Source organism: Flammeovirga aprica JL-4 (genome assembly GCF_012844305.1).
In the GTDB taxonomy this organism is placed as follows: domain Bacteria; phylum Bacteroidota; class Bacteroidia; order Cytophagales; family Flammeovirgaceae; genus Flammeovirga; species Flammeovirga aprica.
Window position 1 is genome coordinate 21297 of sequence record NZ_JABANE010000045.1, and the last position, 22758, is coordinate 44054.

Sequence of the window (22758 nt, forward strand, 5' to 3'; positions counted from 1 at the left end):
GAATCTCATAGGAGGTTCCTTTTTTTGTCACAGTACCTTATTCTTAGTTCGTTATTGTAAAGGCTCCCCAAAAATAAGGACTTCCGTATTCCTCCAGCATATTCAACTGAGCTTTTCTGAATGCTTCGTTTTTAGATTGACCTCCTATGAAATTGGTGTAAAAATCATTCATAAGTTTCTGAGTAGCAAAATCATCTACATCCCATAAACTCATAATCATACTCTTTACACCAGCGGTATGAAAGGCAAATTGTAACCCCAACACTTCTTCATCCTCAAATGAATTGGTGATTCCGGTTTTACAGGCGGAGAGCACAAGGAGTTTGGTTTGTGATAAATTGAGATTCAATACTTCATAAGCAGAAAGAATCCCATCATTACCTTCTTTAAATTTTTCAGAGAAAGGTTTTGAATTCACCTCACTCAGAATTAATCCAGATTGGAAAAGGGAACTATTGATATTATTATTTGAAGTTTGCTTAAAAAAGAAGCCATGAGTGGCAATATGCAGGATTTCAGGTGAAGATTTGAAATTTTTGATGTTGGACTCTGTCGCATTTTCCTGAGTATACACTTTCACATTCCAATTGTCATTTTTCAAGATTGCTCCCACCTTATCTACCTCTTTTTGAGTGCCAGGTAGTGATGAGATTTTAAAATTAGAATGCACGCCTCTAACATCATCTTCTTTTTTGTCGAAATTAGGGTTTCCAAATAGTACAGCGGTTTTCTCTTTGAAAGTAAGCGTATTGTTTTGGAGTAATTTAGCTGAAGAGACTAAAGGAACAATGGAATGTGTTTCCAGAACATATTGATCCGTTTTCGTGTTCTTCAAAGTATTGATATTGATCAATCTGTATACACCATCATTGACAAGAAAAATTTTATTTGGTTTTCGTTGAAGTTTATCAATTTCTTGCTGAATTGGTTTCCAATAGAGGTCATAAGTATCATGTTCGTCTTCTTTCATCAGTACTAAAGACCTTCTTGAAGTCATTTGAGTAAGGTATAAAGCGTAACCTTCTTTCTCAAGCAAATCCGTATTTTCTAAAGGGATAAATTGTGGGGATGAACTATTTCTGGAAAGAAGCAAAGCAAAATAATGTGCTTCCTGTGATGTCTCATAAAGTTGTGCTTTTACAATTTCAACAACTACTTCATCCTCCTTGAGTGCGTTTTTAATATCAGACCATTTGAAAAGTGCTTCCTCTTTTTCCTCTTCAAAATGAGCGGCTGCTCTCAAAAGTGTTTTTTCAAGATTACCCGTTCTTAGATCAGTCTCGATCCATTCCTTTTTATATTTTGATTTATTTTCATCAGAAGCAAATTTAAAAGTGGCTATTCTTGACTTCATTAAGTTGAGTTGTGTAAGGTAGGAAGGGTAGTGATGACTTCTTCTATCGTGTTGGAAATTGTATAATTTGATGTTTTGTTTCTGAGCATCTTGCCAATAAAAATGATAATTCATCAGCTGAATGTTGTAAGCTAAAGCAACAAATTTGTCTTGTATATCAGGATTAGCCCTTAACAGCAGGTCATAGAAAATATCAAAAGCATACTTTGTTTTTCTTAGGTAAAGCCTTTTATCCACTTCACTTGCAGACGCGAAATAGCTGTAGTAGAGTTGTTTTCTATTTTCTAAGGCTTTGCTGATAGTTTGGAAGGCAAGTTCCCATTTATTTTGTGCGGCATAGCAGTAGGCTATATCACTCAATACTTTAGAATAAGTGATATTATTGACCTCAACTTTATCTAGAATCTTTTTATATTTCTTCTCTATTCCCTCATAATTACCTTCTGCCACTTCAATATTCAACAAGTACGTTTTCACTTTTAAAATATCAATATGTTGCTCCGTATATTGGATTTTATCTGCAATTGTGAGCGCTTTTTCAAAAGTGGATTTTGCCTTCAAAGTATCCCTGTTGGCATAATAGGCATGACCTAAAAAAAGGTGTTTCACAAAATTCTCGTAGGGGGTAATTTGAGGATTATCACTAGAAATTGATTCTAATTTTTGAATGACTTCCTTATAATTATTACTTGTCAATAAGCTAAAAACCTCAAGCAGTTCTATGTTAACATAGAATTTTTGATTACTACTTTTTGAGGTCGCCAAATACTCTTTCCATTGCTCTATTAATACTTTTGCCTTATTCAATCTTCCAAGTAAAATAGTCAACCTGATATTAAGCTGAAGTGCAAGCTGATCATCGAACGTCAAATATTTTTTACCAGTCAGCAGTGGATTGGGAATCTTAGAAAGGTTGATTTCCGCTTTTATATATTGTCCGGCAACCATAGCCCTTTCAGTTCTTACAATATGAAGCAGTGTATTGTATTCGGTGTTTTCAAATCTGATGTTTTCGATTTTATCAAGGAGGACATCAAGTTTGTCGTACATGCCCAATGCAAAATAACAGTATGCAAGTTTTACTTTAATTCGGTTTCTTTTGTCTTCATTTGTGTCTTCATCATATTGTTCCAGCGTCTTTTGAAGGAAAGGAATACACTCGTTATATCGGGAGGTATACATGAGAATAGCACTTCTTCTGCTGTAAACATCTCCATAAAATTCGGGATGATTGGGTAATATTTTATCAATGACCTTTTCGTATTCCTCATAAGCTTTTTCACTCTCTATAAACTCTTCTTTTGCAAAGTGTGCATTGCCAATAAACAGTATTGTTTTAGAGTAGATGAAAGTATTATCCAAATGAATTTCTTCAAGTTTATCTTTTAAAATATTCAAGTTCTGAAGAGCAATATTTTCTCTGGATGTCTTAAAATAAAGTTTATTCAAGTAGAGTTCCATAAACAAGTACCTTCCATAATATTCAGCCTCCGTAGTAAGTTCTTTACTCATCGTTATGGCTTCAAGTACTTTAGCTTCAGCTACTTCAAACTGATTCATTTTGTAGGCATAAATCGCCTCATTAAATAATAAGTTGGCATAGCTGATGTTGTCCTTCCCAATACTTTTTTCGTGAATAGTATTTACTTCTTTCAATAGAAATTCAATATCATCCAGTTCATTCAATTTTAATTTTGAATAAATGTAGAAGTTCAGTGCAATTCCGTAGTCAGGGTAAAGCCATCCAGTATTATCCTCAATAATTTTTAAAACCTTCTCTAAATACTTGTTGGCCCTTTTGTATTTTTCTAAGAACATACTGATTTTTCCTGCATTCATTAAAGGTATAATCAGTTCTATTGGTGAGCTGTCTTGAAGTTCTGTCTCTTTGAGTTGCTGAAGCACTGTTTTATACTCTTCTTCTAGGTCTCCATTTAAGTAAAATGCACCCAATGTATTGGACGGTAAAATTTTTTGACTTCTACTTTGTACTGTAACACAAGCACAAAAGAGAATTGTAATGAAGAATTGAAAGAGGTATTTATTCATAAAACAGAGCTGAAGATCGATTGATATTTGAAGATACAAAATTTGATTGGAGTGCGGTATTTACTATACTGCCAATATTGATAAATTAGAAATGTTTCTTGAATATCAAACTATTATAAATGAGTTTTAAGACTAGTTTATTGATTAGTATGGAAATAAAATGGAATGTTTTATGGTTCTCAAAGTCTTTTAAGTACAATTTTAGGATGAAATACAATCAATTTTTGTCCGTTTATCAAGAAAATACTCGTTAATTTTTAACCTTGTAAACAAACTCGGCCGAATGTTGTTTTATACCATAAAGATTGATGATATTATGGCTATTAAAGCTTATTAAAGCAGATTTTTTATTGCTAAACAAAACTTATCATGTTCCAACTGTTTTTTACAAAGTTCATTGCCTTTTTTACGGTAATTGATCCGATAGGCACCATACCAGTTTTCATTGCTGTGACAGCCAAAATGAGCAAAGATCGAAAAGTTTCAGTTGCTAAAAAGGCAACTCTCGCGGCGAGTGGTGTTTTACTTTTTTTTATAGCAGTAGGGGAGGTAATATTAGAAGTCATCAAAATCCCTATGTCTAATTTTCAGATTGCAGGGGGAATTGTTCTTTTCTTATTTGCACTGACCATGATTTTTGGTGAAAGTAAACCAGAAGAAGAAATATCTCATATTGATAAAAAAGAAGATGTAGCTATTTTTCCACTAGCCATGCCTTCTTTGGCCAGTCCAGGTGCCATCTTGGCTGTAATGTTATTGACGGAGAAGAGCAAATACAGTGTGCAGGAACAAGTGCTTACCTCATTGATTATGCTGACGGTAATGGGCATGGCATGGTTGTTTATGCTTTTTTCATCAAAAATATTTGATAGAATAGGTAACAGTGGTGCAGCTTTAATAAGTAGAGTAATGGGCTTAATTTTATCTGCTGTAGCGGTCAATCATATATTGATGGGATTGAGAGCATTTTTTGAAAACTAATGAAACAAAAATATGGAAGGTTTAGAAACAAAAATATTAATTACCCTTGGAGTTATATTGTTATTGTTTATTGTACTTGGTATTACAAGCAGGTCTTTATCGAGAATAGCAGAAGAAAAAGGCTTTTCCGATCATCGAAAAGTATATGTGAGCAACTTTTTTACCGCAGGTTATGTAATCGTTGTTCTTATCGTTTTATTGAGTGTTTGGGATGTTTCCATCAAAGGTATTTCTCTCTTTGTTTCTTCGTTTTTTACATTGTTGGGGGTTGCCTTTGTAGCACAGTGGTCCTTGTTGAGTAATATTACTGGTTCCATTCTTTTATTTTTTGCTTATCCTTTTAAAATTGGAGATTACATCAGGATTCAAGATGGTGGAGAGAATTCAGTGGAAGGAAAAATTATCAATATCACTCTCTTTAATATCCGTATTCTAACAGATGACGGGATTGATGTAGCTTACCCTAATAACCTGGCGATTCAAAAGCCTATCAAGAAACTGAAATAAAATAAAGCTGATAACATTCTACAATTCCTTAATAATTTCAAGTCAAATTTTATCCATTGTGATTTTATTGTATTTTTAAAATCCATAAAAATTGAAGGAAAATGAATTTAAAAGAATTTATCAGAGACGTCCAAGATTTTCCTAAACCTGGTATCGGCTTTAAAGATATTACACCACTTTTACTCAATCCTCAAGCACTTCAAGAAGGCTTGAATCAGTTTGTGAAATTGGTGGAGGGGAAGAAACTTGACAAAGTTGTATCTATGGAATCAAGAGGTTTCTTTTTCGGACCGTTGATTGCAAATGCTATTGGTGCTGGCTTTGTACCGGTAAGAAAACCAAATAAGTTACCATACGAAACCATTCAACAAGAATATGCATTAGAATATGGAACAGATATTTTAGAAATGCATGTCGATGCCATCCAGAAGGGAGATAAAGTTTTGATCCATGACGATGTGCTTGCCACAGGCGGAACGGCTGAAGCTGTAGTGAAGATGGTAGAAAAAGCGGGTGGAGAAGTAGTTCAGTTAGACTTTTTAATTGATCTTACGTTCCTCAACGGAAAAGAGAAATTGGAAGGATATACTATCAATTCTTTAATAAAATATTAGATATACAGTGCTGTGATTGAAAAGTTACAGCACTTTTTTTTTGATTAAAATGAAAATAGCAAACACACCCAAACCACCCTATTACGCAGTGATTTTTACTTCTATCACTGCCGAAGCATTAGAAGGATATGCCGAGACTGCCGACAGAATGGTAGAACTAGCTCAGCAACAAGAAGGCTTTCTCGGTTTTGAATCTGCTCGTGATGGAATAGGAATAACAGTTTCTTACTGGAAGGATTTAGAAAGCATTAAACACTGGAAAAATAATCTTGAGCACTCTATAGCCAGAAAGAAAGGAAATGAGCAATGGTACAGTGCTTTTAAAACAAGAATTGCATTGGTAGAGAGAGATTACGGAAAAATTTAAGCAAAATAGAAAAAGCTCCAAAGTTGATAAAACCTTGGAGCTTTGTTGTGACATGCTTAGAGAAATTTTATAAGCAAGGAATATTGACCAATATTCTAAGAGCAGGTAGTTGCTCCTTGTATTCTGCTTTTAATGAATCCGCTTGTTCTTCTGAATCAGCGTAAAAATCAATAGCAACGTCAATACACTCTTCGTTTTCATCAATAAAATTCAAAACAGTCTGTCCGGCTGTTTTTTTCTCCTCACAACTCGAATTTTCATCCTCAAGGATAGCGAGTTCAGCAGCAAATTGTGTTTCTACGTTTTGTAGTTCGGGAGTAATTGTACATCCTTCTGTTGTCTCTTCTACTTCAAAGCAAGAAAACATTGTTACCGAAAGTAGTCCTATTAAGCAATAGGCGAATAGCTTGTTCATAAAAAATAGTAATTAAGTGATTAAAACAGATGCTAAAATAGCGTAATGCAAATAAATGTAAAAGTATAATCTTGTGATTTTACGATGTTGTAACCTTTTGTAATCATCAAAAGTTTTTAAAAAAAGAAACGGCCCTAAATTTTATTCAATTTAGGGCCGTTGTATGATTTTTAATTGTGTTTAAGCTCCTTCCACAGATCCATCTACCTTTTTAGGAAGAAGAGCACTTACGGTGCTTTCTATTGATGGGCATTCATGCGTAAATGATTTTGCAAGAGGCTTACTTTCTGTTGTAAAAATCTTTATCGGTTGGGTTTTCCCTCTGAACTGATGAGTACCTACTTCCTTAAAGGATTTGTCCAATAAATTGACAACATCTTCAGATACCAACACTTGATAACCTAATTCCTTACATTTTTCTTGTAATCTTGAAGTAGCATTTACGGTATCTCCATGATAGGCCACTTCCCTTTTGATCACACCCACTTGAGAGGTTGCTACAATCCCTGCATGAATTCCTGCCTTAAACTCTGGCAATACACCATATTTTTCCATAAAATATTCTTTACGGCTTTTGATAGTAGCATCAATATCATAAAACAACTGTATGCATCGGTTGTCTTTTATACCTTTTTCTAGTGGCCAAGTCAGCACTATTTCGTCTCCTACATATTGATAAACCGAAGCTTTTGAATAGCTGATGGGGTCAGTCATTGTACGGTAACAATCCTGAATCAGTCGGCTGTATTTCATATGCCCCAAACATTCTGCAATAGAAGTGGAATCATATAAGTCTAAAAACATAAAAACTCTATGTTCTTCCTTGGGCGTGTAATATTGTCCTCTTAAGGCCGTTTGAAATAACTCGGGTCCAAGAATGTCCTTCAATTGGAAAAGTGAATTGATTAAAGCACCCGCCATCATAACGTAGATTGCATAAATAATAAAGCTTTGTTGTGACAGCTCATTAAAATAAGGGAGTCCTTCGGGGTAAACATTTCTTCCCATATACTCTCCAATATTTAATAGCATAGTAGTTTCTACGGAGACAATGACAAGAATTAATATGCCTCTTTGGAAAGAACTGAGTTTTGATCGTTTATCAAGGAAAAAGTAAAAGTTCCATGAAAACCACCCTAAAAACAATGCTAATACGCCATTGGCAAGGAGTGCAAACTGTATTTCACTATGAATAACAAAGAACTCCTCATTGTCAATAAAACGGTTGTAAAATTGTAAAGCATCATATCTTATCAAAAGATATAAAGCGTTAATAACATACCAAAAAGCACTTGAGATGAGATAGCCTTTGATATATTTTTCAAATTGGTAGCGATTTTTTAAATATTGCATGGGTTAGTTGGTTAGTACACGGAGAAAGTAATGATGAATGAGATCACTGATATTGTAATACCAATCATAAAGAAATTAAATGCATTTCTTACTTTCTTATATTTCAAGTCCAATACCTTTCCTAAATAATAAGCATCTTTACTGAGCTTATCGTATACTTCTTCCGGGTATTGAGTGGTTTCTCTTAATAGTTGTTGGTATTCCTTTAATTCCAAATCTACAAAATCTCCAAAGAAAAGTAAATTAAGGTCCTTCTTATCTTTCTTAATATGCTTCTTTACATTAGGTCTAGTAGCTAAAACAGCTAAAATAGCTGATACTAAACCAGTTATGGCTAAAATTAAGCTTGGCCATAATAACTCTGGAAGCTCTTCAATCTTTCGAAATAAATAACCTATAGCAAAAGAAGTGATGATGGAGTTAATGGAAAGCAATGTACTTGCCTTTCGGTCTGCAATAGAACTTAGCCCAAGCTGATTTTTGGCAAGAGTTGAGTACATTTCTTCAATATCCCTTCTTGGTTTTACCAGTTTAGGAACACCATTTAGTATCTCTACTTCACCCGGAGGATCTTTTTTCTCTTTTTTCTTCTTCTTCTTTTTTTCCTTTTGCTGTTTGGGCTCTACTTCTTCTATGATGGTTTCTGCTTCTTTCAAGATGGATTGGAGGTATTCTCTTTTACGTGGTCCATAATGTGTTCTTGCATAGTTTGTAAAGTACCTATGGTCAGTCATAAATCTAGCGTTCATCATTAACCACTGTGATTTGGAGATGTTGCCCGATTCTACAATTTCAGATTTTTCTTTACGGAGTGCTTCAGAAAATGTATTGAAATCTTCAGTACCCAAATGTGCCAAGTCTGCATCACAGATAATCTGTTCCATCAGGTTTCTTGGAGTTTGAGGCAGCTGAGTGGCCATAATGCATTCCTGAATTGTTTGTATATCTTCATCTGTAAGCTTCCCGTCTAAGAATTGCTTACTGATTTTAGAACTGTTTTCTTCATGATTACTACAACTTGCCTGAGTATAACCTGTATCGTGAAACCAGGCGGCAATTTCTAGAAGTTGTATATTTCTCTCATCCAAACCTTCGTTCTCACCAATTTCACGAACGGCTTGTACCACACGTTCAGTATGTTTTACGTTGTGATAAGGCAGATCCTTTATATTTTCCTTCGCAAATTCACATGCTGAAGTAATCAAGTTGTCAAAATTTATATCTGTCTTTTCCATTGAATTAAAAACTAAAGCCTACATTAAAATAAACATTCAAACGTTCATCGGAAGCACCTACGATTGAAGAAAGTGCGATTTTATCAACAGGAGCAATGTAAATTCCTCCTCCATAGGACTCATGCCATTTGTCAGAAGATTCTCCTTCTAACCATACTCTACCAAAATCATAGAAACCGATGACTCCAAAAGTGAAAGGTATAATACTATTTTTGAATTTAAAAATATCCAAATGTGCATCGAGACTGTTATAAAGGCTTGCATCTCCATAAAAACGGTCCCTTCTAAAGCCTCTCATATTTTTATTCCCGCCAATCTTATTAGCCATTAAATAATGATAATCTCCAAAATTGGTAGCTCCACCAACGTGGTAAGCTAATGTTAAATCAGTGGGTAACTTAAAGGTATAATGGTAGGTGAACTGACCATCAATATTGATATAATTGAGTTTATCATTCTCAAAGTTCCTTAGTGCTCTTCCACCAATCTGTAAGTGAACTCCTTTTTTGGGTAACAAACTGTTATTTCTTTTATCAATTTCAAAACCGATTTCAGGCCCAAAATAATTCTGAGGGTCCAAAGCTCCTTCAAAAGTGAGGTAATCACCTGATTCAGCAAAATAACGGTCTGCTAGGTATTTATTGTTACTAACGTCTGTATGTATAAACGTACCCCCAAGTTTTATGTTTACGCTTTTGTTGAATTCAACAAGGAAGTGTGTATTGATATCATGGTAAGTATATAAGAAACGGTAGAAATCTACACCTCTTTCTTTATCGAAAACAGATTCGTTGCCCATACCATAATAGTTGGAGTTTTTGGGTGAACGAAGTACAGCATCAATAACCAAATCAGAGTTGCCTAATACATCTGTAAATTGCCCTTTATATTTCAGTTTAAAAGCGCCGACATTAGCTGTGGCAATTGCTCCGTATAATGTGTGTTTTGAAGCAAAAGGTACTTTTCTGAAGCTGTGATTGGTAAATACAAAACCCCCACCTAACAAAATTCCATCATCAGGAATGTAACCTCCATACAGAATAGGCAGGATAGAATTAAATTTAAATTCAGCTCTGTTATAATCATTAATATCAGCTTTCTTCGAGAGTTTCTTCTTTACAGCACCTCCTTTATGAACAATATTAGTACTATCTTTTGTATCATAAATTAATATATTTTTTGAAGAGTGTCTATCTGTAGTATCTTCAATTGTATCTTCACCATCACCACCAATGACCCTTACTTTTATTTTACTTTTATGATTACCTTTAAAAATAAATGTGTCTTTTCCTCCAAAACCATAAATTCTTATTTCTTTGGTTTGTTTTGGGTCAAATACTCTATGGTACAAGGTCTGTTGGATATTTCCTTTTTTAGATATTTTCTTTAAGGTTACTTCTGTAAAACCATTTTCTAAACGTTCTACGGTTACTTGTTCCATTTTATCAGAACCTAAAACAGAAACGTGTTTAGCAAGGTGTGCATAATACTCTTTAGCAATATCAGGGAGTTGTGTTCTACGAGCTTTCAGCACTTCAAAAATTTCATCATGATGGAAATCTCTTATTTCTTCAGGCAGGTGTTGAAGTGCCTCAAGGATTACTTCATCTGTGATGTGTTTCTGAATATATTCTGCTTGAGCAATCCAGTCTTCTAAATCAGCTTGAGCTAGAAAATAACGATCAAAATACCTTGCATTGAAGTTAAACCCTGGAGCCCAGTTCATTTCATCGTCAAAACCTTCAAATTTGGGTAAAATGTATTTGCTTGAAGCGATATTTGGAATGATGCCTTCATTAAGGAAAAATACCTGATCACGGTCTCTTGGAATTGGGCGAAACATGCGTCTTCCTTTTTTCTGTTTGAAAGCGGCCCATCTCCACTGATCATCATGCCTGTCCCAGTCACCGATCAGCATATCAAACAAACGTGATTTAAGCGTGAATTCATAATCAGTATAATTGTCATTATCTTCTCTCAGCTTTTTCACCGTTTTGATGGTGCTGTAAATCTTTTTTGCATTCCCAAAACTCTCAACATCTCCAGTATTTTTTGATGGTCTTTCTTCAAGCATATAAACCTTATTGGCGGCTATTTCCTGATAGATGCCAAATTGAGGATCATCACCCACATAAACCACTTGAGGGTTGGCGTGATAGATCCCGATAGCATCTGCCATGATCGGCACAGTCAGGGGAGAGTAAGGATGTGCGGCTGAGATCTGATCCTGTACCACTGCTGTTGCAATGGTCTGTTTCAGTTCCTCAGGAATTGCTTTTATTGGGTTTTTATCAATGGAGCGTAATGTATATTGATTTTTTAAAGAGTCTTGCAAACGGAAAGAAAGCGTAGCCATACCACCGCCTCTTTGCACGATCTTTACGCCACCTTTGAATTTAGACAAATCAAAGACAGGCATTTTGATAGGCGTCTCCCATTCCTTTCTGTAATTCTCACCCATCCATTTCTGCTGAGAGGTACTTGTAGCATATTGTGTGCTGGTAGGAACAATAACACTGTCAGCAAACTCAACTTGTTTTACTTGAGCAACAGTTTCAACTTCCTTCGGTAAGAAAGAGGAGCTGAACAATGTTGTTTTTTCATCAAAATACTCAATGTTAGTAGAGCCGTCTTTTGTGAAAGTCACTTTACTGAATCCTTTTGTACTTTGAGCGAATTTAGAGTACTTTCCTTGCTTAACATGAGAGGTTTTTGATCCAGATCCCGAAACAATATAATGTACATTGTCTTTTAAATTATATTGTAATGTATGTTCATGTCCACTGGCATAAATAATGTTTGGATGATTCTTGAAGATATTCTCAAAAGAAGAAGTCATTTTTCTATTGACTTTATTGCCCGTATCCTGACGGTTGACACCTGATTTCCTTGCAATAGGATAAATAGAACCTATAACAGGCAATGGGAGGTAGGCCCAAGAGGCAAATGAAGTCAGTGGGAATAAATGATCTTTTGCAGTGAAAACACCTCCATGTTCGCCGTAGGTAATCACAGGATGATGTCCCGCAATGATCAGTTTCTTATCTTTATTTCTTGATACAATATCCTGCAATGCGATCAACGCCTCATCAACACTTCTATACTCACAGCCGTTATATTCGGCCGTTTCTATATAATCAAAAATCAGCCATTGTGTATCGATCAGAAGCAGTGTCACCTCATCATTCAATGGAATTTCAACTGGGTCAGGACAACCGTCAAAAGGAGCCAAAGTAGAGTCGCCTAGGATGGAATTGACAAATTTCTCTTCATTTCTCAATCGTTTCAGTCCATTCTTCTTCCCTCTGTTATAATCATGGTTTCCCGGCACCATAAATACATCTCCCTTAAAAGATTTCAAGGGTTCCAATTGCGCTTTTAAAATCTCTTCTCCTTGCGTGCGTTTTTTCTCCCCAACATTTTCCAATCCATGAGGGTAAACGTTATCACCTAAAAAAATGACAGTACTGTTTTCTTGATCTGAACGATGAATCTGTTCAAAGAAAGATTGAAGCACTTTATCACTTTTAGTAGCCAATCCGGCATCACCAATTAAAAAGACCGTGTGATCTTGAGCATATCCTTTGATGAAGAATAAAAAGTAAAAGCTGAATAAGTAGAGAAATTTCTTCATGTTAAAATTCGAGTAGATTGGCTTTTAGGTTGTCACCCATTTCGTTAGAGATAAACAATCTTCCATCAGGCGAAATACAAATCCCTTCAGGTTGTTCAAAAATACTTCTTTTTATTTTGACGACTTCAATATTTCCCGACGAACTGCTATTAACTCCGCCTGAATTAGCATTAATCTCGTCTGAAGCAGTATCGATAAAAAAGATTTCTTTTGACCGATGTGATAAGACGATCACTTGATTGTGCTTTTTATCATAGAAAACACCTGAAGGGCCAGTATTTTTCCCTTTCGGGATTTTGTAAGCCAATTGAACATCTGAGAGATCTTCGATACTTACTTTATAAATACCTTTGAAATCTGCTTTTTTCCCGTTCAGACCTCCTCTGCCTTTAAGGGCAACAAGAAGATGCTTATTACCAAAAGTACACAGTCCTTCCACATCATTTTCAACGGTGAAAGGCAATTGGTATTTATCTACATTATCATTTTCTTCATTTATAATGTAGAGCTTTCCTTTACTGTTGATCACATAAAAGAAGGGTTTGGCGTATGCAATGCCTTCGTAATCTCCTTTTTTTCCAAAGCTTATTGTTTTTACAATTTCTTCTTTCTTAATGTTATAGAGATATATTTTCCCTTTTTCATCATTGACTGTAGCAATAGTATTTTTGGAATGCCATGCCAAGCCGGATATTTCTTCTAATTGATATGGAAGAAACCATTTGTTTTTTGGGGTGTCAAATCTACCTTTCGTTTCTGTTTTATTTTGAGCACATGAAGTGAAAGAGGAGATGATAATAAACAGTAGTAAGATGTATTTCAAGTTAAAGTATTTAGAGATTGAAATATGAATAAATTCTAAGCAAAAATTAGTGATCAACTAATTTTTGGCTATAGTGTTCTATTGAAATATAAAAATAGAGAATCAGAAGAAGCATTAAAACTAAAATTGTATTTCTAGTCCAAAGTTAATCAAAAAAATACGTATTTTGTTAAAACAAATAATAACATGGAGAGGTTTGTAAGTTGAATTGGAATATTTCAATTAAAAAATGAGTGTTTTTCCAATATAAATAATCATGTAATAGTACTTTATTAAAAAAATTAATAGATTCAATATTCAAGAGTGCTTTATAGCATAGCTCTTTATTTTTTCAATCTCATCCATTGCACATGTTTAGAATAGTTTTTTTTCTATTTTGTTTCCTCACTTCTACACTTTCTTTAGCTCAGAAAGCAGACTCATTGAAGTGGTATAAATCGCATTCTAAGATTTATTATGCTCCTCCTATTACAACAGGTAGTATAGCGGCTGCAGGTTTATTGGCGAATTATTTGGGGATTCGAATGCTGAATAATCGTCCATCATTAGATATTAATGAAATCAGAAAATTAGATATTAATAGTGTCAATTCATTTGACCGTCATGTTTTCGATCATGCTGTGGAAGACAGAGAGGATTCTCACAACTTTACAGATTGGGGGCTTTATGTTTCAGTTGTTTTGCCATTTACGTTGTTTTTTGATGATGAAATCAGAAAAGATTGGATAGAAGTCTCTCTGATGTATCTAGAGACACAGATGATTGCTGTGAATATCTATAATTATTTAGGACCGGGTATTTTTAGAAGATACAGACCCATTGTTTACATGCATGGTCACCCTGATGTACCTGATGCAGAATTGACAGACAATAATAACGAACGCTCTTTCTTCAGTGGTCATACTTCGAATACAGCATGTGGTACCTTTTTTACAGCAAAAGTTTTAACGGATTATCACCCAGAGTGGTCTACAGGTGCTAAAATTGGAGTGTATGTTGCTGCGTTTATTCCACCTGCTTTAGTGGGATATTATAGAACGAGAGCTTATAAGCATTTTTATACAGACGTAATTACAGGTTGTGCAGTAGGAGCACTGACAGGTGTTTTTGTGCCGCAGATTCATAAAAAATTAAGATCTAAAAGAGCTGCAGATGGTTCAGGTACAGCATTTATGCCTATTATGCAGCCACAGATGATGGGATTGTATGTAAGAAAGACATTTTAAGAGAATGTTTGAAAGTATTTTTTACCTTTGTTAATAGAAAACAAACTAGACACTATCGAATATTAGAGTATATGAGCGATTACACCTGTATACTCTTCTCAAATTAACAGAATTATGTATCAGAAAATTGCGTTAGTGACAGGATCTAACCGTGGGATTGGGTTTGCTGTCGCAAAAGGCCTCTTATTGAAAGGACATAAAGTAATTATTACTTCAAGACAAGAAAAAGATGGGAGGAAAGCGGTAAAATATTTAAGTGTATTTGGAGATGTAGATTACCACACTTTGGATGTCTCTGATGAGCAAAGCATCCTGAAAATTAAAGATTACATTGAAAAGGAATATTCTCAACTGGATATTTTAGTCAATAATGCAGGCACGAATTATGACACTTGGCAAACGGCTTTGAATGCGGATTTGAAAGAAGTACATGGAACGCTTGAAACCAATCTTTTCGGTCCTTGGAAATTAGCACAAACTTTCATTCCTATGATGAAAAAGAGTAAGTTTGGAAGGATTGTCAATGTATCTAGCGGTTCGGGTGCCATGAATGAAATGAGTGCAGGAACGCCAGGTTACAGCATATCAAAGGCGGCATTGAATGTTTTGACCATTAAACTAGCGCATGAAGTTAATGGCAATGATATTCTTGTAAACTCTGTCTGCCCAGGTTGGGTGAAAACAGATATGGGAGGGGCGAATGCTCCAAGAACGCCAGAAGAAGGAGCTGAAACCATTATTTGGGCTGCTGAGTTGGAAGATGCAAGCCTAAATGGTAAATTCTTCAGAGATAAGAAAGTAATTGAATGGTAGAGTAGTTGGGGTTAAGAGTTAAGAGGGAAGAGTTAAGAAAATGGTTCGTGTTGTGGCTATTAGGAACGTTGCAATAAAAACAGTTATTCAATCGTAATCTATATTCTACAGGACCACAACACGAACCACTTAACTCTTAATTCTTCCCTCTTAACTCATTTAGTTTGATATACTCTAAACCCTTCTAAAAAGCGTTCTGTAATTCCTAGATGATGTTCCTGATTTTTTTCGGCGTTGAAATCCAAAAAGCCGTCCTCCTCATAATGGACATTTTCAAAATCAATACCATCAAAAATAAAGGCAAGGTCTACAACGATGGCTACTTGATGTAAAGAATCTTCTACGATATTCACACCGTTCGTTTCCATAATAGAAACGGTTTCTTCTAGAGATACAGAATAATGGAAAGGATGAATTAAGACCCCATTAGGGTGATAATTTCCTTTGATATCAATTGCAAAATTATTTTCAAGCTCTTTTAAGATATCTAACTGAAAAAGTTGGTAATTTCCTTCTTCTATATTTCCGTAAGGTAATTGTGGTTCGGTGGTATTATTGACCAAATCACAAATAAAAGGTCCTTCAAAATGAGCTTTTGATGAAGTTGTCTCTTTCTTTAAAAATGAAATTTGATCTATTGCAATTGAAGCTTCTGTGAAGATATAATTTGGTTCAAATCTCGCTGTCGAAGAAGGTTTTCTATAATTCGAAATAATATTTAAACCTACATTGCCATTAATAACGGGAAGGTTATTTTCAGGGGAATCTTTCTTACAACTAATAAAAGAAAGGAAGGCTACAAAAATGATAAGGTATTTATAATGCATATCGATGAGGTTCGTAAAATTTATATGCAAATTTAAAATAACCAATTCTCAAAAATTGTGAAAGCCTGATCTTTGAATACTAATAACTCTAAAGGCTTAGAGATATTTCAAACATGCTCTTAGGTTCTGATACTGAAAGAGTAATTGTTGTTAACCTTTATAACCTTTTTGATGTCCAATAAGCAAACTCTTCTGAAATTTCTCCCAGTTTCCATCAAAAACATTCATATCTACTTTATTGGGAATGCCGTCAATATTCGCTTCCTGAGTGTGTTGCCACATGGTCCATCTTGATTTTGGAGCTGTGGTAGAGTGACCATAATTAGCAATCCAAATTCTGTATTTTCTGAAATGTCCCCTGAAGTAATCTTTGTAAAATGCATCACCGGTATAGATCATTGGCTTCACGCCATATTCCTCTTCAATGGCCAGAACAAATTCTTCCAGACGTTCTCTCATTTTACTTGGTTCTACACCATCAAGCACTTCTATGTCCACTACCGGAACAAGGTCATCAGGTCTTAGTTTTCCCACTGTTTTGATAAAATAATTGGCTTGCTCTTTTCCTGAAGTTTGAGGCCTGAAAAAATGATACGCTCCGAAAATTAAATTATTGTCTCTTATATGTTTTCTATTTCTCTCAAAATGTCTGTCCTTATGATCTTTCCCTTCAGTTGCCTTTGCATACACAAACTTGATAGAAGTTTTCTGGGCGTGAAATCCTGCCACTCTCCCAAAGTCAATTAATTGTTGATGATGTGAAATATCTATACCATGTACGGCATAATTGTCGGGTAATTTTACGCCATATCCTTTGAAATGTTTATAAAAAGGTGATGCGGCATAATCTCTTATATTCAAGGTGAAGTCAATCCCTTTTTGCAGATAGGGAGCAAACTTCTTGTGGGCCTCTTCATTGACATTGATATAATACCCCAATGCCATAAAAAATAAAAGAACAAAAGATGAAAAAGGAAATATGTTTACTTTTTTACTCATCAATAAAATGTAAGCTGAAAAAATGAAAAAGGTTGTTATTGCGTCACGCCAATAACAACCTTAAATTTATGAAATTTTGATGGATTTACTGTTTATCCTTTTGAAGTTTTAATCGAACAACCTACCGCTTTAGTAGTCGTTTCAGTCACTTCTTTGTTCTCTAATAAAGCATTTAGAGCGTTTTCAAGATAAGTAACTTTCACGTCGTCAGCACTCTTGTAATTGTCATCAATAGCACCGATGTATCTTACAAAATATTTCTCATTTTCTTTTTCTAACAAGAAAACATGAGGCGTTTTTGTCGCACCATAAGCAGGGTATACCTTTTGTCCTTCATCAAATAAGTAAGGGAATGTAAAACCTTTTTCCTTTGCTCTTACTTTCATCTTATCAAAAGAATCGTCAGGCTGTTCAGCAGGATCGTTAGGGTTGATGGCAATTACAGGATAACCCAGTGCTTTGTATTTTTTGTCGATCGCTAAAATACGGTCTTCATAAGCCACAGCATAAGGACAGTGATTACAAGTGAAAATAACAATAGCGCCTTTGTTGTCTTTAAGATCATTTAAGGCAATCATTTGCTCATCCACGTTTTTCAGGCTGAAGGCTACCGCTTCATCACCTACACTCAAACCTACTTTAGTAGCAGGAGTTAGAGGCATTCCTTTTGTTACTTTTTGATCAGCTTCCTCTTTCTTTTGAGGTGTTGAACAACTGAAAATTGATCCGGCAACTAAAGCCAAAACTAGGAGTTTGAAATATTTCATTGTCTAAAAATATGTATTTATAAAGTGAATTGAATTTCTGTGTTGTAAGGACTTCTATTGGGTCACAAAGTTTTTTAACTCTTCATAATCATGAAAGTCCTTGTTATGAAAGACTGTTTTGTTCTTGTCAATAATTAAAGTGACAGGAATTGCACCGTCCCAATTAGGGTTCACCTTACCAAGCCAAGCATTGCCGTCAGGATCGTCAAGCCATAAAGTAGGTGTCGTCAAGTTTTTCTTTTTGATATAGTTAGAGATATTTTTCTCGTTCATATCCAAACTGATTAAAACCACTTTCGCCTTTTGTCCCTTGGCCTTGAATTCTTGATCAAGCTGTTCAAAATACGGCAGTTCTTTTACACAAGGCTTGCACCAAGTAGCCCAGAAATTGATCACTCTCAGTGTATCATCTTTGTGCGAAAACAAAGGGGCTAGACCATCAAACTTATTGAATTTTAAAACTTCCTGTTGTTCAAGTTGAATCACTTCGTCAGGCTGTAAGACTAATGCAGTCTCTTGCTGACCACAAGAAATAATAAAAAGAAATGAAATAACTGATAATGTGTGCTTAATAAAGTTTGTCATAATGTTATTGGAAGTTCATTTATAATTCGATTTTAAATTTAACATTTTGACTAAAAAGTACATAGCTAATGTTTAATTTATTTCAGCATCTTTTTGAAGTCAAATCAAATCCCAAAGTTGTTTTTTGATTATTCTAACATAAAATACCTATTCAAAAAACGAATAATTCAATGCAAAATAACTACCATAGGTTATACCTTACTTTTCAAATTATTGCAAAATTGAACTGAATCCTCACATTTACAGTACTAGTGTCATATCTATTTATTCAATTACAAATTATGTCAACTTTAACCCCTAACTCCAAAAGAAAGCTGGTCGTTATCTGTCTGGTAACACTATTTACTATGTCAACTGCTATCATTCTAGATCAGAAAGTCGAAAAATTGAACTTAGAGAAGGATTCAATGGTGGTGAATGGCATCATGAATCAACATCATTTAAGGTGGCATTACAATCATTAAATTGTACTTTTGGTAGTAATGATTGCATAATTAATTAAAATTCTTTTAATGAAATTGTATTTTATGCATATTGGTAGTAGACCAACCTAAATACTTTTTATGATTAAGAGCTTTTTAATTATTTGCTGTTTGGCGCTATGCTTAGTAGTGTCAGTTTTTGTCGCAGGAGGCTTAGAAAACGTAGAAAAGTCAACCGTTTCAAAACACACATTTGAAGAGAAGATTCAGATACCCTTGACTTTTTCTCAAACAACCGGATTCGAGGAAGTTGAACATAAGCCCCTCCGAACTTACCTAAGTAAAAGGTAATGTAAACCTAATTGTAAAAAGAGAGCTCTCCGTAAACCGGGGAGCTTTTGTTATTTTAGCCAATGTATAAAAAAGCAAACCCTTAAATCTATCAATTTTAGATTTAAGGGTTTGTTGTTATAAGGTTATAAGGTGTTTAGAAACTCAAAATTGCTTCTTCATACTTCTCTTGTACCTCTATAATAAGATCAAAGCCAGAAATTTTTAGTATTTCTTGCACCACTTCGTTTGCCTCACAAACTATAAATTTGCCTTTTACTGCCTTAATACTTTTTGATGCAGATAGAAATACTCTTAAACCTGAGCTACTCATATAAGAAACGTCTTTCAGGTTGAGCAAAAGTTTTGTTTTTCCTTCTTCAATAAGTTTCAACACCTCTTCTTCTACAATGGGTGAAGTACTTGCATCCATAAATCCATTTACATGTACTACTGAGATGTCTTTAATGTTCGTTACTTCTATTTCCATCGGTTATATCTTTAATAATAATGTTATTTTATTTTGACTGTCGGTTCTGGCGTAATCAATGTTACTTGCTAAACTCTTAACAATATGTATTCCTAAACCGCCAATTGGCCTATCTTCAACAGATAATGTGATGTCAGGAGCTTCTTTTTCCAGTGGATTAAAAGGAATTCCGTTATCTATAATTTGAATTTTAATGCCGTTTTTATTTTCAAGTAAGTAAATATAAAGTTGAATATCGGTACTTTTTTCCTGTTTTGTAGCATAATTAATAATGTTACTGACAAGTTCATCCAAAACGATCTGTACTTTTTGAGCGAAAGAAGCAGGATATTTGTGGTCTTCGAAAAAAGAATTGATTTGTGGTGTAAGCTGTTCTTTTTCTTCAAACACAGCAGGAAAACTTACTGAAAAATCAGGGTTGCTTCTTTTGGTATATTTTGCACAAAGTACTGTGATGTCATCTGCTTGCTCTGATTCTTTTTCATGCAATCCTACATCCTCTATTACTGTATTAACCAAAGATTCAATGGGTTTGTTTTTTATTGAATCAATCAGTTTTTCTAACCTGAGGTCAGAGTAAAGTTCACGGTGGATATTTTGAGCTTCTGTCACGCCATCAGTGTAGGCAAATACCATCTGACCAGAGGAAAGTTGAATAGTACTTTCACTGTATTCAAAACCTTCCAAAGCACCTACAACGGGTCCGTGCCTATCACTTAGTTTAATAGGGTCGGCATCTTCAGAAAGAATATAGGTAGGATTGTGTCCAGCATTGGTGTACGTCAGCTCTCCTGTTTTCATGTTCAATAGCCCTAAGAAAATAGTCACAAACATATTGTTTTTATTTTCTCTAGCGATTTCATTATTGACATGAGTAATAATTAGATGAGTGGAATGCTCTGTTATAGCAACACTTCTTAACAGAGATTTTGTCATGGCCATCAACAAGGCGGCCGGAACGCCTTTGCCTGAAACATCACCCACCACAAAGTACAGGCAATTTTCCTCTATGATTTGAAAGTCATAAAAATCACCCCCAACTTCACGAGCGGGGAGAAGTTTGGCGTGTAGGTCAATAAATTCATTAGAAGGAAAATCAGTCGGAAGCATACTCATTTGAATATTTTTTCCTACTGCAAGTTCACTTTCCATCCTTGCATTATTATCCTTGGCCCTTTTTAAGCTTTCATAAGATTCCTGCAGGTCTTTATTTTTAGATTGCAGTTCGGTGAGGAGTTCATCTCTTGATCGTTCGTTAAAAGTGACAAGTGCATCTTCCAGTCTTGTCAAAGGAAAATTTCTATCAATAATCAGCTCCAATGCGTCATCTTTTACACTAAGACTTGTTTGATGTAAATAGAGATCAGGAATGTCTTTTGAAATGGCATAAAATGGATCAAAAATTCTTATTCTTGCATTTTTTACATAGTCTCCAACCACAAAAACATCTGTGTCTAAAAATATATGCTGATGATCAGTGATGATTTTTTTCAGCAAAGAAGAAAGCATGGTCGCAATTTTTACAGAAAAACTGTTATCGTCATAGCAAATTAAGAAAGCCTGATAGACTTTTTTTCTTAAACTGACCACATCTTGTTCATTGGCAATTTTCTGTCTGCTAAACGGTTGATGCATCATTATTTCCTAATTTTAACAGCAATCATAGAGGCGTCATCAAAGATAGATCCCCACTGATTGATAATTTTTTTTGCAAGAATTTCACTCGAAAACAAATGATAGTTTTTAAATTTTCCATTTGAGAAAGAGGAGTCCACTCCATCGCTGTACATTAAAATAAGATCATTATCTTGAAGGATCTTTGTGCTTACTTTCACACTTCTTCCTCTTACACCCAACAAACCATCAGTGGATAATAATTCTGTATTTTCAGTGTTCATCACTTTGCATGTAATATTTCCGAGGCTCCCAAAATAAAAGTGATGATGATCAATTACTCCTATACCTAAAGCGGCACCTTCACACCCCAACATATATTGGTGAGTATCCTGTATCACTTTGGCAACGTTGATGCTGATATTATGAGAGAGATAGTCTTTGATTTTCGATGAAATTTTAAACGCAGGTTCACCATGACCAATGCCATCTATGATCGCAAAAAAGTAAAAATCTTCTTTCTGATAGATAAAAATAGCATCGCCGTTTTTCTTCTCACCAGCTATGGGTCTTGTAAAACCTCCTATATCAATATTTATTTTTTCCAATATGTTACTTTGATATGCGTTCCTTTTCCTTTGGATGAACTGATATGAAGCTCATCAGAAATTCTTTTTATACCAGGCAAACCTAATCCCAGAGATCCTCCTGTAGAATAGTTGTCTTTTAAAGCTCGTTCAATATCTTCAATTGCTGGACCATTGTCTATTGCTTCCACCAAAATACCAACATTGAACTCGTTGTTTACTTTTGAAAAACGGACAAATCCTTTTTGGGCATATTTGATGATATTATGAGCTAATTCTGAAATGATAATTGAAACCTTAGTAGTATCTAAAGTTTCCATTCCAATATTTTGAGCAAACGACACACCTTCATGCTGGGCATAATGTATATCGTTTTCGGATTTAATACTAATTGTCATTTTTAGTATCGAGAATTATCAAAGCTTCGTCTAAGCTTATAGATGATAAAAGGTTGTCAATGTTAGCGTCCATCATGATTAATGAGGAAACAACAGTAGGTCTTAAACCAGAAATTACGGTATCAAATCCTGTAAGTTTGATCATGCTGATAATCGATCTGATGTGTTCAAAATCTATAATATCAATAATCTCCAAACCCGATAAGTCAAAGATGATACCTTTGATGTTGTTGTGCTTGACAATTTCATCAAGTAATTCCTGCTGGAATAATTTTAATAAATCTTTGTGGAGATCCAATTGAAAAGAAGCAATAATACATTTGCTGTGCAATTGAATTGGAATCCCTGATTTTACCCAATTATTCATC

The 22758-nt window shown here is 34.7% G+C and carries 22 protein-coding genes; 7 read left to right on the forward strand and 15 right to left on the reverse strand.

Annotation, left to right across the window (positions count from 1 at the left end):
- Positions 1 to 43: 43 nt before the first annotated feature.
- Positions 44 to 3403, reverse strand: a complete 3360-nt coding sequence (locus HHU12_RS16720) for a CHAT domain-containing protein (RefSeq protein WP_169657892.1) — start codon at positions 3401 to 3403, stop codon at positions 44 to 46.
- A 369-nt stretch (positions 3404 to 3772) separates the two neighbouring features.
- On the opposite strand from HHU12_RS16720, the gene HHU12_RS16725 reads away from it, so the two are divergent.
- The 4 genes from HHU12_RS16725 to HHU12_RS16740 all read left to right on the forward strand — a co-directional run bounded on the left by HHU12_RS16725 (position 3773) and on the right by HHU12_RS16740 (position 5872).
- A complete protein-coding gene (locus tag HHU12_RS16725; RefSeq protein WP_169657893.1) occupies positions 3773 to 4384 on the forward strand; it encodes a MarC family protein in 612 nt (203 codons plus the stop codon).
- Between the two features lie 12 nt (positions 4385 to 4396).
- Positions 4397 to 4891, forward strand: a complete 495-nt coding sequence (locus HHU12_RS16730) for a mechanosensitive ion channel family protein (protein WP_169657894.1) — start codon at positions 4397 to 4399, stop codon at positions 4889 to 4891.
- Positions 4892 to 4992: 101 nt separating this feature from the next.
- A complete protein-coding gene (locus HHU12_RS16735) occupies positions 4993 to 5505 on the forward strand; it encodes an adenine phosphoribosyltransferase (RefSeq protein WP_169657895.1) in 513 nt (170 codons plus the stop codon).
- 49 nt (positions 5506 to 5554) lie between these two features.
- Entirely contained in the window at positions 5555 to 5872 is a 318-nt protein-coding gene (locus HHU12_RS16740; protein WP_169657896.1) for an antibiotic biosynthesis monooxygenase family protein, read from the forward strand.
- A gap of 67 nt (positions 5873 to 5939) precedes the next feature.
- On the opposite strand, the gene HHU12_RS16745 is transcribed toward HHU12_RS16740, so the two are convergent.
- From HHU12_RS16745 to HHU12_RS16765, 5 genes are all read right to left on the reverse strand, one after another.
- On the reverse strand, positions 5940 to 6287 hold the full coding sequence (locus HHU12_RS16745; RefSeq protein ID WP_169657897.1) for a hypothetical protein: 348 nt from the start codon (positions 6285 to 6287) through the stop codon (positions 5940 to 5942).
- 180 nt (positions 6288 to 6467) lie between these two features.
- The gene (locus tag HHU12_RS16750; protein ID WP_169657898.1) at positions 6468 to 7640 is read right to left on the reverse strand and encodes an adenylate/guanylate cyclase domain-containing protein; all 1173 of its coding nucleotides are present in this window, start codon (positions 7638 to 7640) and stop codon (positions 6468 to 6470) included.
- An 11-nt stretch (positions 7641 to 7651) separates the two neighbouring features.
- A complete protein-coding gene (locus tag HHU12_RS16755; RefSeq protein WP_169657899.1) occupies positions 7652 to 8875 on the reverse strand; it encodes a Pycsar system effector family protein in 1224 nt (407 codons plus the stop codon).
- A gap of 4 nt (positions 8876 to 8879) precedes the next feature.
- Positions 8880 to 12509: a BamA/TamA family outer membrane protein gene (locus HHU12_RS16760; RefSeq protein WP_169657900.1), complete on the reverse strand. Its 3630-nt coding sequence runs from the start codon at positions 12507 to 12509 to the stop codon at positions 8880 to 8882.
- A 1-nt stretch (position 12510) separates the two neighbouring features.
- Positions 12511 to 13332, reverse strand: a complete 822-nt coding sequence (locus tag HHU12_RS16765) for an SdiA-regulated domain-containing protein (RefSeq protein ID WP_169657901.1) — start codon at positions 13330 to 13332, stop codon at positions 12511 to 12513.
- Positions 13333 to 13682: 350 nt separating this feature from the next.
- Between HHU12_RS16765 and HHU12_RS16770 the strand changes: the two genes are divergently transcribed.
- On the forward strand, positions 13683 to 14558 hold the full coding sequence (locus HHU12_RS16770) for a phosphatase PAP2 family protein (protein WP_169657902.1): 876 nt from the start codon (positions 13683 to 13685) through the stop codon (positions 14556 to 14558).
- 114 nt (positions 14559 to 14672) lie between these two features.
- Positions 14673 to 15371 carry an SDR family oxidoreductase gene (locus HHU12_RS16775; RefSeq protein ID WP_205959906.1) on the forward strand — a complete coding sequence of 233 codons (699 nt, stop codon included), beginning with the start codon at positions 14673 to 14675 and terminating at the stop codon, positions 15369 to 15371.
- A gap of 155 nt (positions 15372 to 15526) precedes the next feature.
- Here HHU12_RS16775 and HHU12_RS16780 read toward each other — a convergent pair whose 3' ends face one another.
- The 4 genes from HHU12_RS16780 to HHU12_RS16795 all read right to left on the reverse strand — a co-directional run bounded on the left by HHU12_RS16780 (position 15527) and on the right by HHU12_RS16795 (position 18549).
- Positions 15527 to 16198, reverse strand: coding sequence for a hypothetical protein (locus tag HHU12_RS16780; protein ID WP_169657903.1), 672 nt, complete (start codon positions 16196 to 16198; stop codon positions 15527 to 15529).
- Positions 16199 to 16348: 150 nt separating this feature from the next.
- Positions 16349 to 17197: a glycoside hydrolase family 25 protein gene (locus HHU12_RS16785; RefSeq protein WP_169657904.1), complete on the reverse strand. Its 849-nt coding sequence runs from the start codon at positions 17195 to 17197 to the stop codon at positions 16349 to 16351.
- Positions 17198 to 17289: 92 nt separating this feature from the next.
- A complete protein-coding gene (locus tag HHU12_RS16790; RefSeq protein WP_169657905.1) occupies positions 17290 to 17964 on the reverse strand; it encodes a thioredoxin family protein in 675 nt (224 codons plus the stop codon).
- 54 nt (positions 17965 to 18018) lie between these two features.
- Complete coding sequence (locus HHU12_RS16795) at positions 18019 to 18549, reverse strand: TlpA family protein disulfide reductase (protein WP_169657906.1); 531 nt, start codon at positions 18547 to 18549, stop codon at positions 18019 to 18021.
- A 281-nt stretch (positions 18550 to 18830) separates the two neighbouring features.
- On the opposite strand from HHU12_RS16795, the gene HHU12_RS16800 reads away from it, so the two are divergent.
- The gene (locus HHU12_RS16800) at positions 18831 to 19013 is read left to right on the forward strand and encodes a hypothetical protein (RefSeq protein ID WP_169657907.1); all 183 of its coding nucleotides are present in this window, start codon (positions 18831 to 18833) and stop codon (positions 19011 to 19013) included.
- A 445-nt stretch (positions 19014 to 19458) separates the two neighbouring features.
- Here HHU12_RS16800 and HHU12_RS16805 read toward each other — a convergent pair whose 3' ends face one another.
- From HHU12_RS16805 to HHU12_RS16825, 5 genes are read right to left on the reverse strand one after another with little or no spacing between them, the layout of a single operon-like run.
- Entirely contained in the window at positions 19459 to 19791 is a 333-nt protein-coding gene (locus HHU12_RS16805) for an STAS domain-containing protein (protein WP_169657908.1), read from the reverse strand.
- A gap of 3 nt (positions 19792 to 19794) precedes the next feature.
- The gene (locus tag HHU12_RS16810) at positions 19795 to 21429 is read right to left on the reverse strand and encodes an ATP-binding SpoIIE family protein phosphatase (RefSeq protein ID WP_169657909.1); all 1635 of its coding nucleotides are present in this window, start codon (positions 21427 to 21429) and stop codon (positions 19795 to 19797) included.
- Positions 21429 to 22013 (reverse strand): SpoIIE family protein phosphatase, encoded by a 585-nt coding sequence (locus HHU12_RS16815; protein WP_169657910.1) that lies wholly within the window; start codon positions 22011 to 22013, stop codon positions 21429 to 21431. The genes HHU12_RS16810 and HHU12_RS16815 overlap by 1 nt, the downstream gene beginning before the upstream one ends.
- A complete protein-coding gene (locus HHU12_RS16820; RefSeq protein ID WP_169657911.1) occupies positions 22001 to 22390 on the reverse strand; it encodes an ATP-binding protein in 390 nt (129 codons plus the stop codon). The genes HHU12_RS16815 and HHU12_RS16820 overlap by 13 nt, the downstream gene beginning before the upstream one ends.
- The gene (locus HHU12_RS16825; protein ID WP_169657912.1) at positions 22380 to 22757 is read right to left on the reverse strand and encodes an STAS domain-containing protein; all 378 of its coding nucleotides are present in this window, start codon (positions 22755 to 22757) and stop codon (positions 22380 to 22382) included. Before HHU12_RS16825 ends, HHU12_RS16820 begins: the two co-directional genes overlap by 11 nt.
- Position 22758 lies beyond the last annotated feature (1 nt).

Bases quoted from the DNA above. Each gene is read 5' to 3' on its own strand.
- HHU12_RS16720 (WP_169657892.1), bottom strand. From the start codon at position 3,403: ATGAATAAATACCTCTTTCAATTCTTCATTACAATTCTCTTTTGTGCT.
- HHU12_RS16725 (WP_169657893.1), top strand. From the start codon at position 3,773: ATGTTCCAACTGTTTTTTACAAAGTTCATTGCCTTTTTTACGGTAATT.
- HHU12_RS16730 (WP_169657894.1), top strand. From the start codon at position 4,397: ATGGAAGGTTTAGAAACAAAAATATTAATTACCCTTGGAGTTATATTG.
- HHU12_RS16735 (WP_169657895.1), top strand. From the start codon at position 4,993: ATGAATTTAAAAGAATTTATCAGAGACGTCCAAGATTTTCCTAAACCT.
- HHU12_RS16740 (WP_169657896.1), top strand. From the start codon at position 5,555: ATGAAAATAGCAAACACACCCAAACCACCCTATTACGCAGTGATTTTT.
- HHU12_RS16745 (WP_169657897.1), bottom strand. From the start codon at position 6,287: ATGAACAAGCTATTCGCCTATTGCTTAATAGGACTACTTTCGGTAACA.
- HHU12_RS16750 (WP_169657898.1), bottom strand. From the start codon at position 7,640: ATGCAATATTTAAAAAATCGCTACCAATTTGAAAAATATATCAAAGGC.
- HHU12_RS16755 (WP_169657899.1), bottom strand. From the start codon at position 8,875: ATGGAAAAGACAGATATAAATTTTGACAACTTGATTACTTCAGCATGT.
- HHU12_RS16760 (WP_169657900.1), bottom strand. From the start codon at position 12,509: ATGAAGAAATTTCTCTACTTATTCAGCTTTTACTTTTTATTCTTCATC.
- HHU12_RS16770 (WP_169657902.1), top strand. From the start codon at position 13,683: ATGTTTAGAATAGTTTTTTTTCTATTTTGTTTCCTCACTTCTACACTT.
- HHU12_RS16775 (WP_205959906.1), top strand. From the start codon at position 14,673: ATGTATCAGAAAATTGCGTTAGTGACAGGATCTAACCGTGGGATTGGG.
- HHU12_RS16780 (WP_169657903.1), bottom strand. From the start codon at position 16,198: ATGCATTATAAATACCTTATCATTTTTGTAGCCTTCCTTTCTTTTATT.
- HHU12_RS16785 (WP_169657904.1), bottom strand. From the start codon at position 17,197: ATGAGTAAAAAAGTAAACATATTTCCTTTTTCATCTTTTGTTCTTTTA.
- HHU12_RS16790 (WP_169657905.1), bottom strand. From the start codon at position 17,964: ATGAAATATTTCAAACTCCTAGTTTTGGCTTTAGTTGCCGGATCAATT.
- HHU12_RS16795 (WP_169657906.1), bottom strand. From the start codon at position 18,549: ATGACAAACTTTATTAAGCACACATTATCAGTTATTTCATTTCTTTTT.
- HHU12_RS16800 (WP_169657907.1), top strand. From the start codon at position 18,831: ATGTCAACTTTAACCCCTAACTCCAAAAGAAAGCTGGTCGTTATCTGT.
- HHU12_RS16805 (WP_169657908.1), bottom strand. From the start codon at position 19,791: ATGGAAATAGAAGTAACGAACATTAAAGACATCTCAGTAGTACATGTA.
- HHU12_RS16810 (WP_169657909.1), bottom strand. From the start codon at position 21,429: ATGATGCATCAACCGTTTAGCAGACAGAAAATTGCCAATGAACAAGAT.
- HHU12_RS16820 (WP_169657911.1), bottom strand. From the start codon at position 22,390: ATGACAATTAGTATTAAATCCGAAAACGATATACATTATGCCCAGCAT.
- HHU12_RS16825 (WP_169657912.1), bottom strand. From the start codon at position 22,757: ATGAATAATTGGGTAAAATCAGGGATTCCAATTCAATTGCACAGCAAA.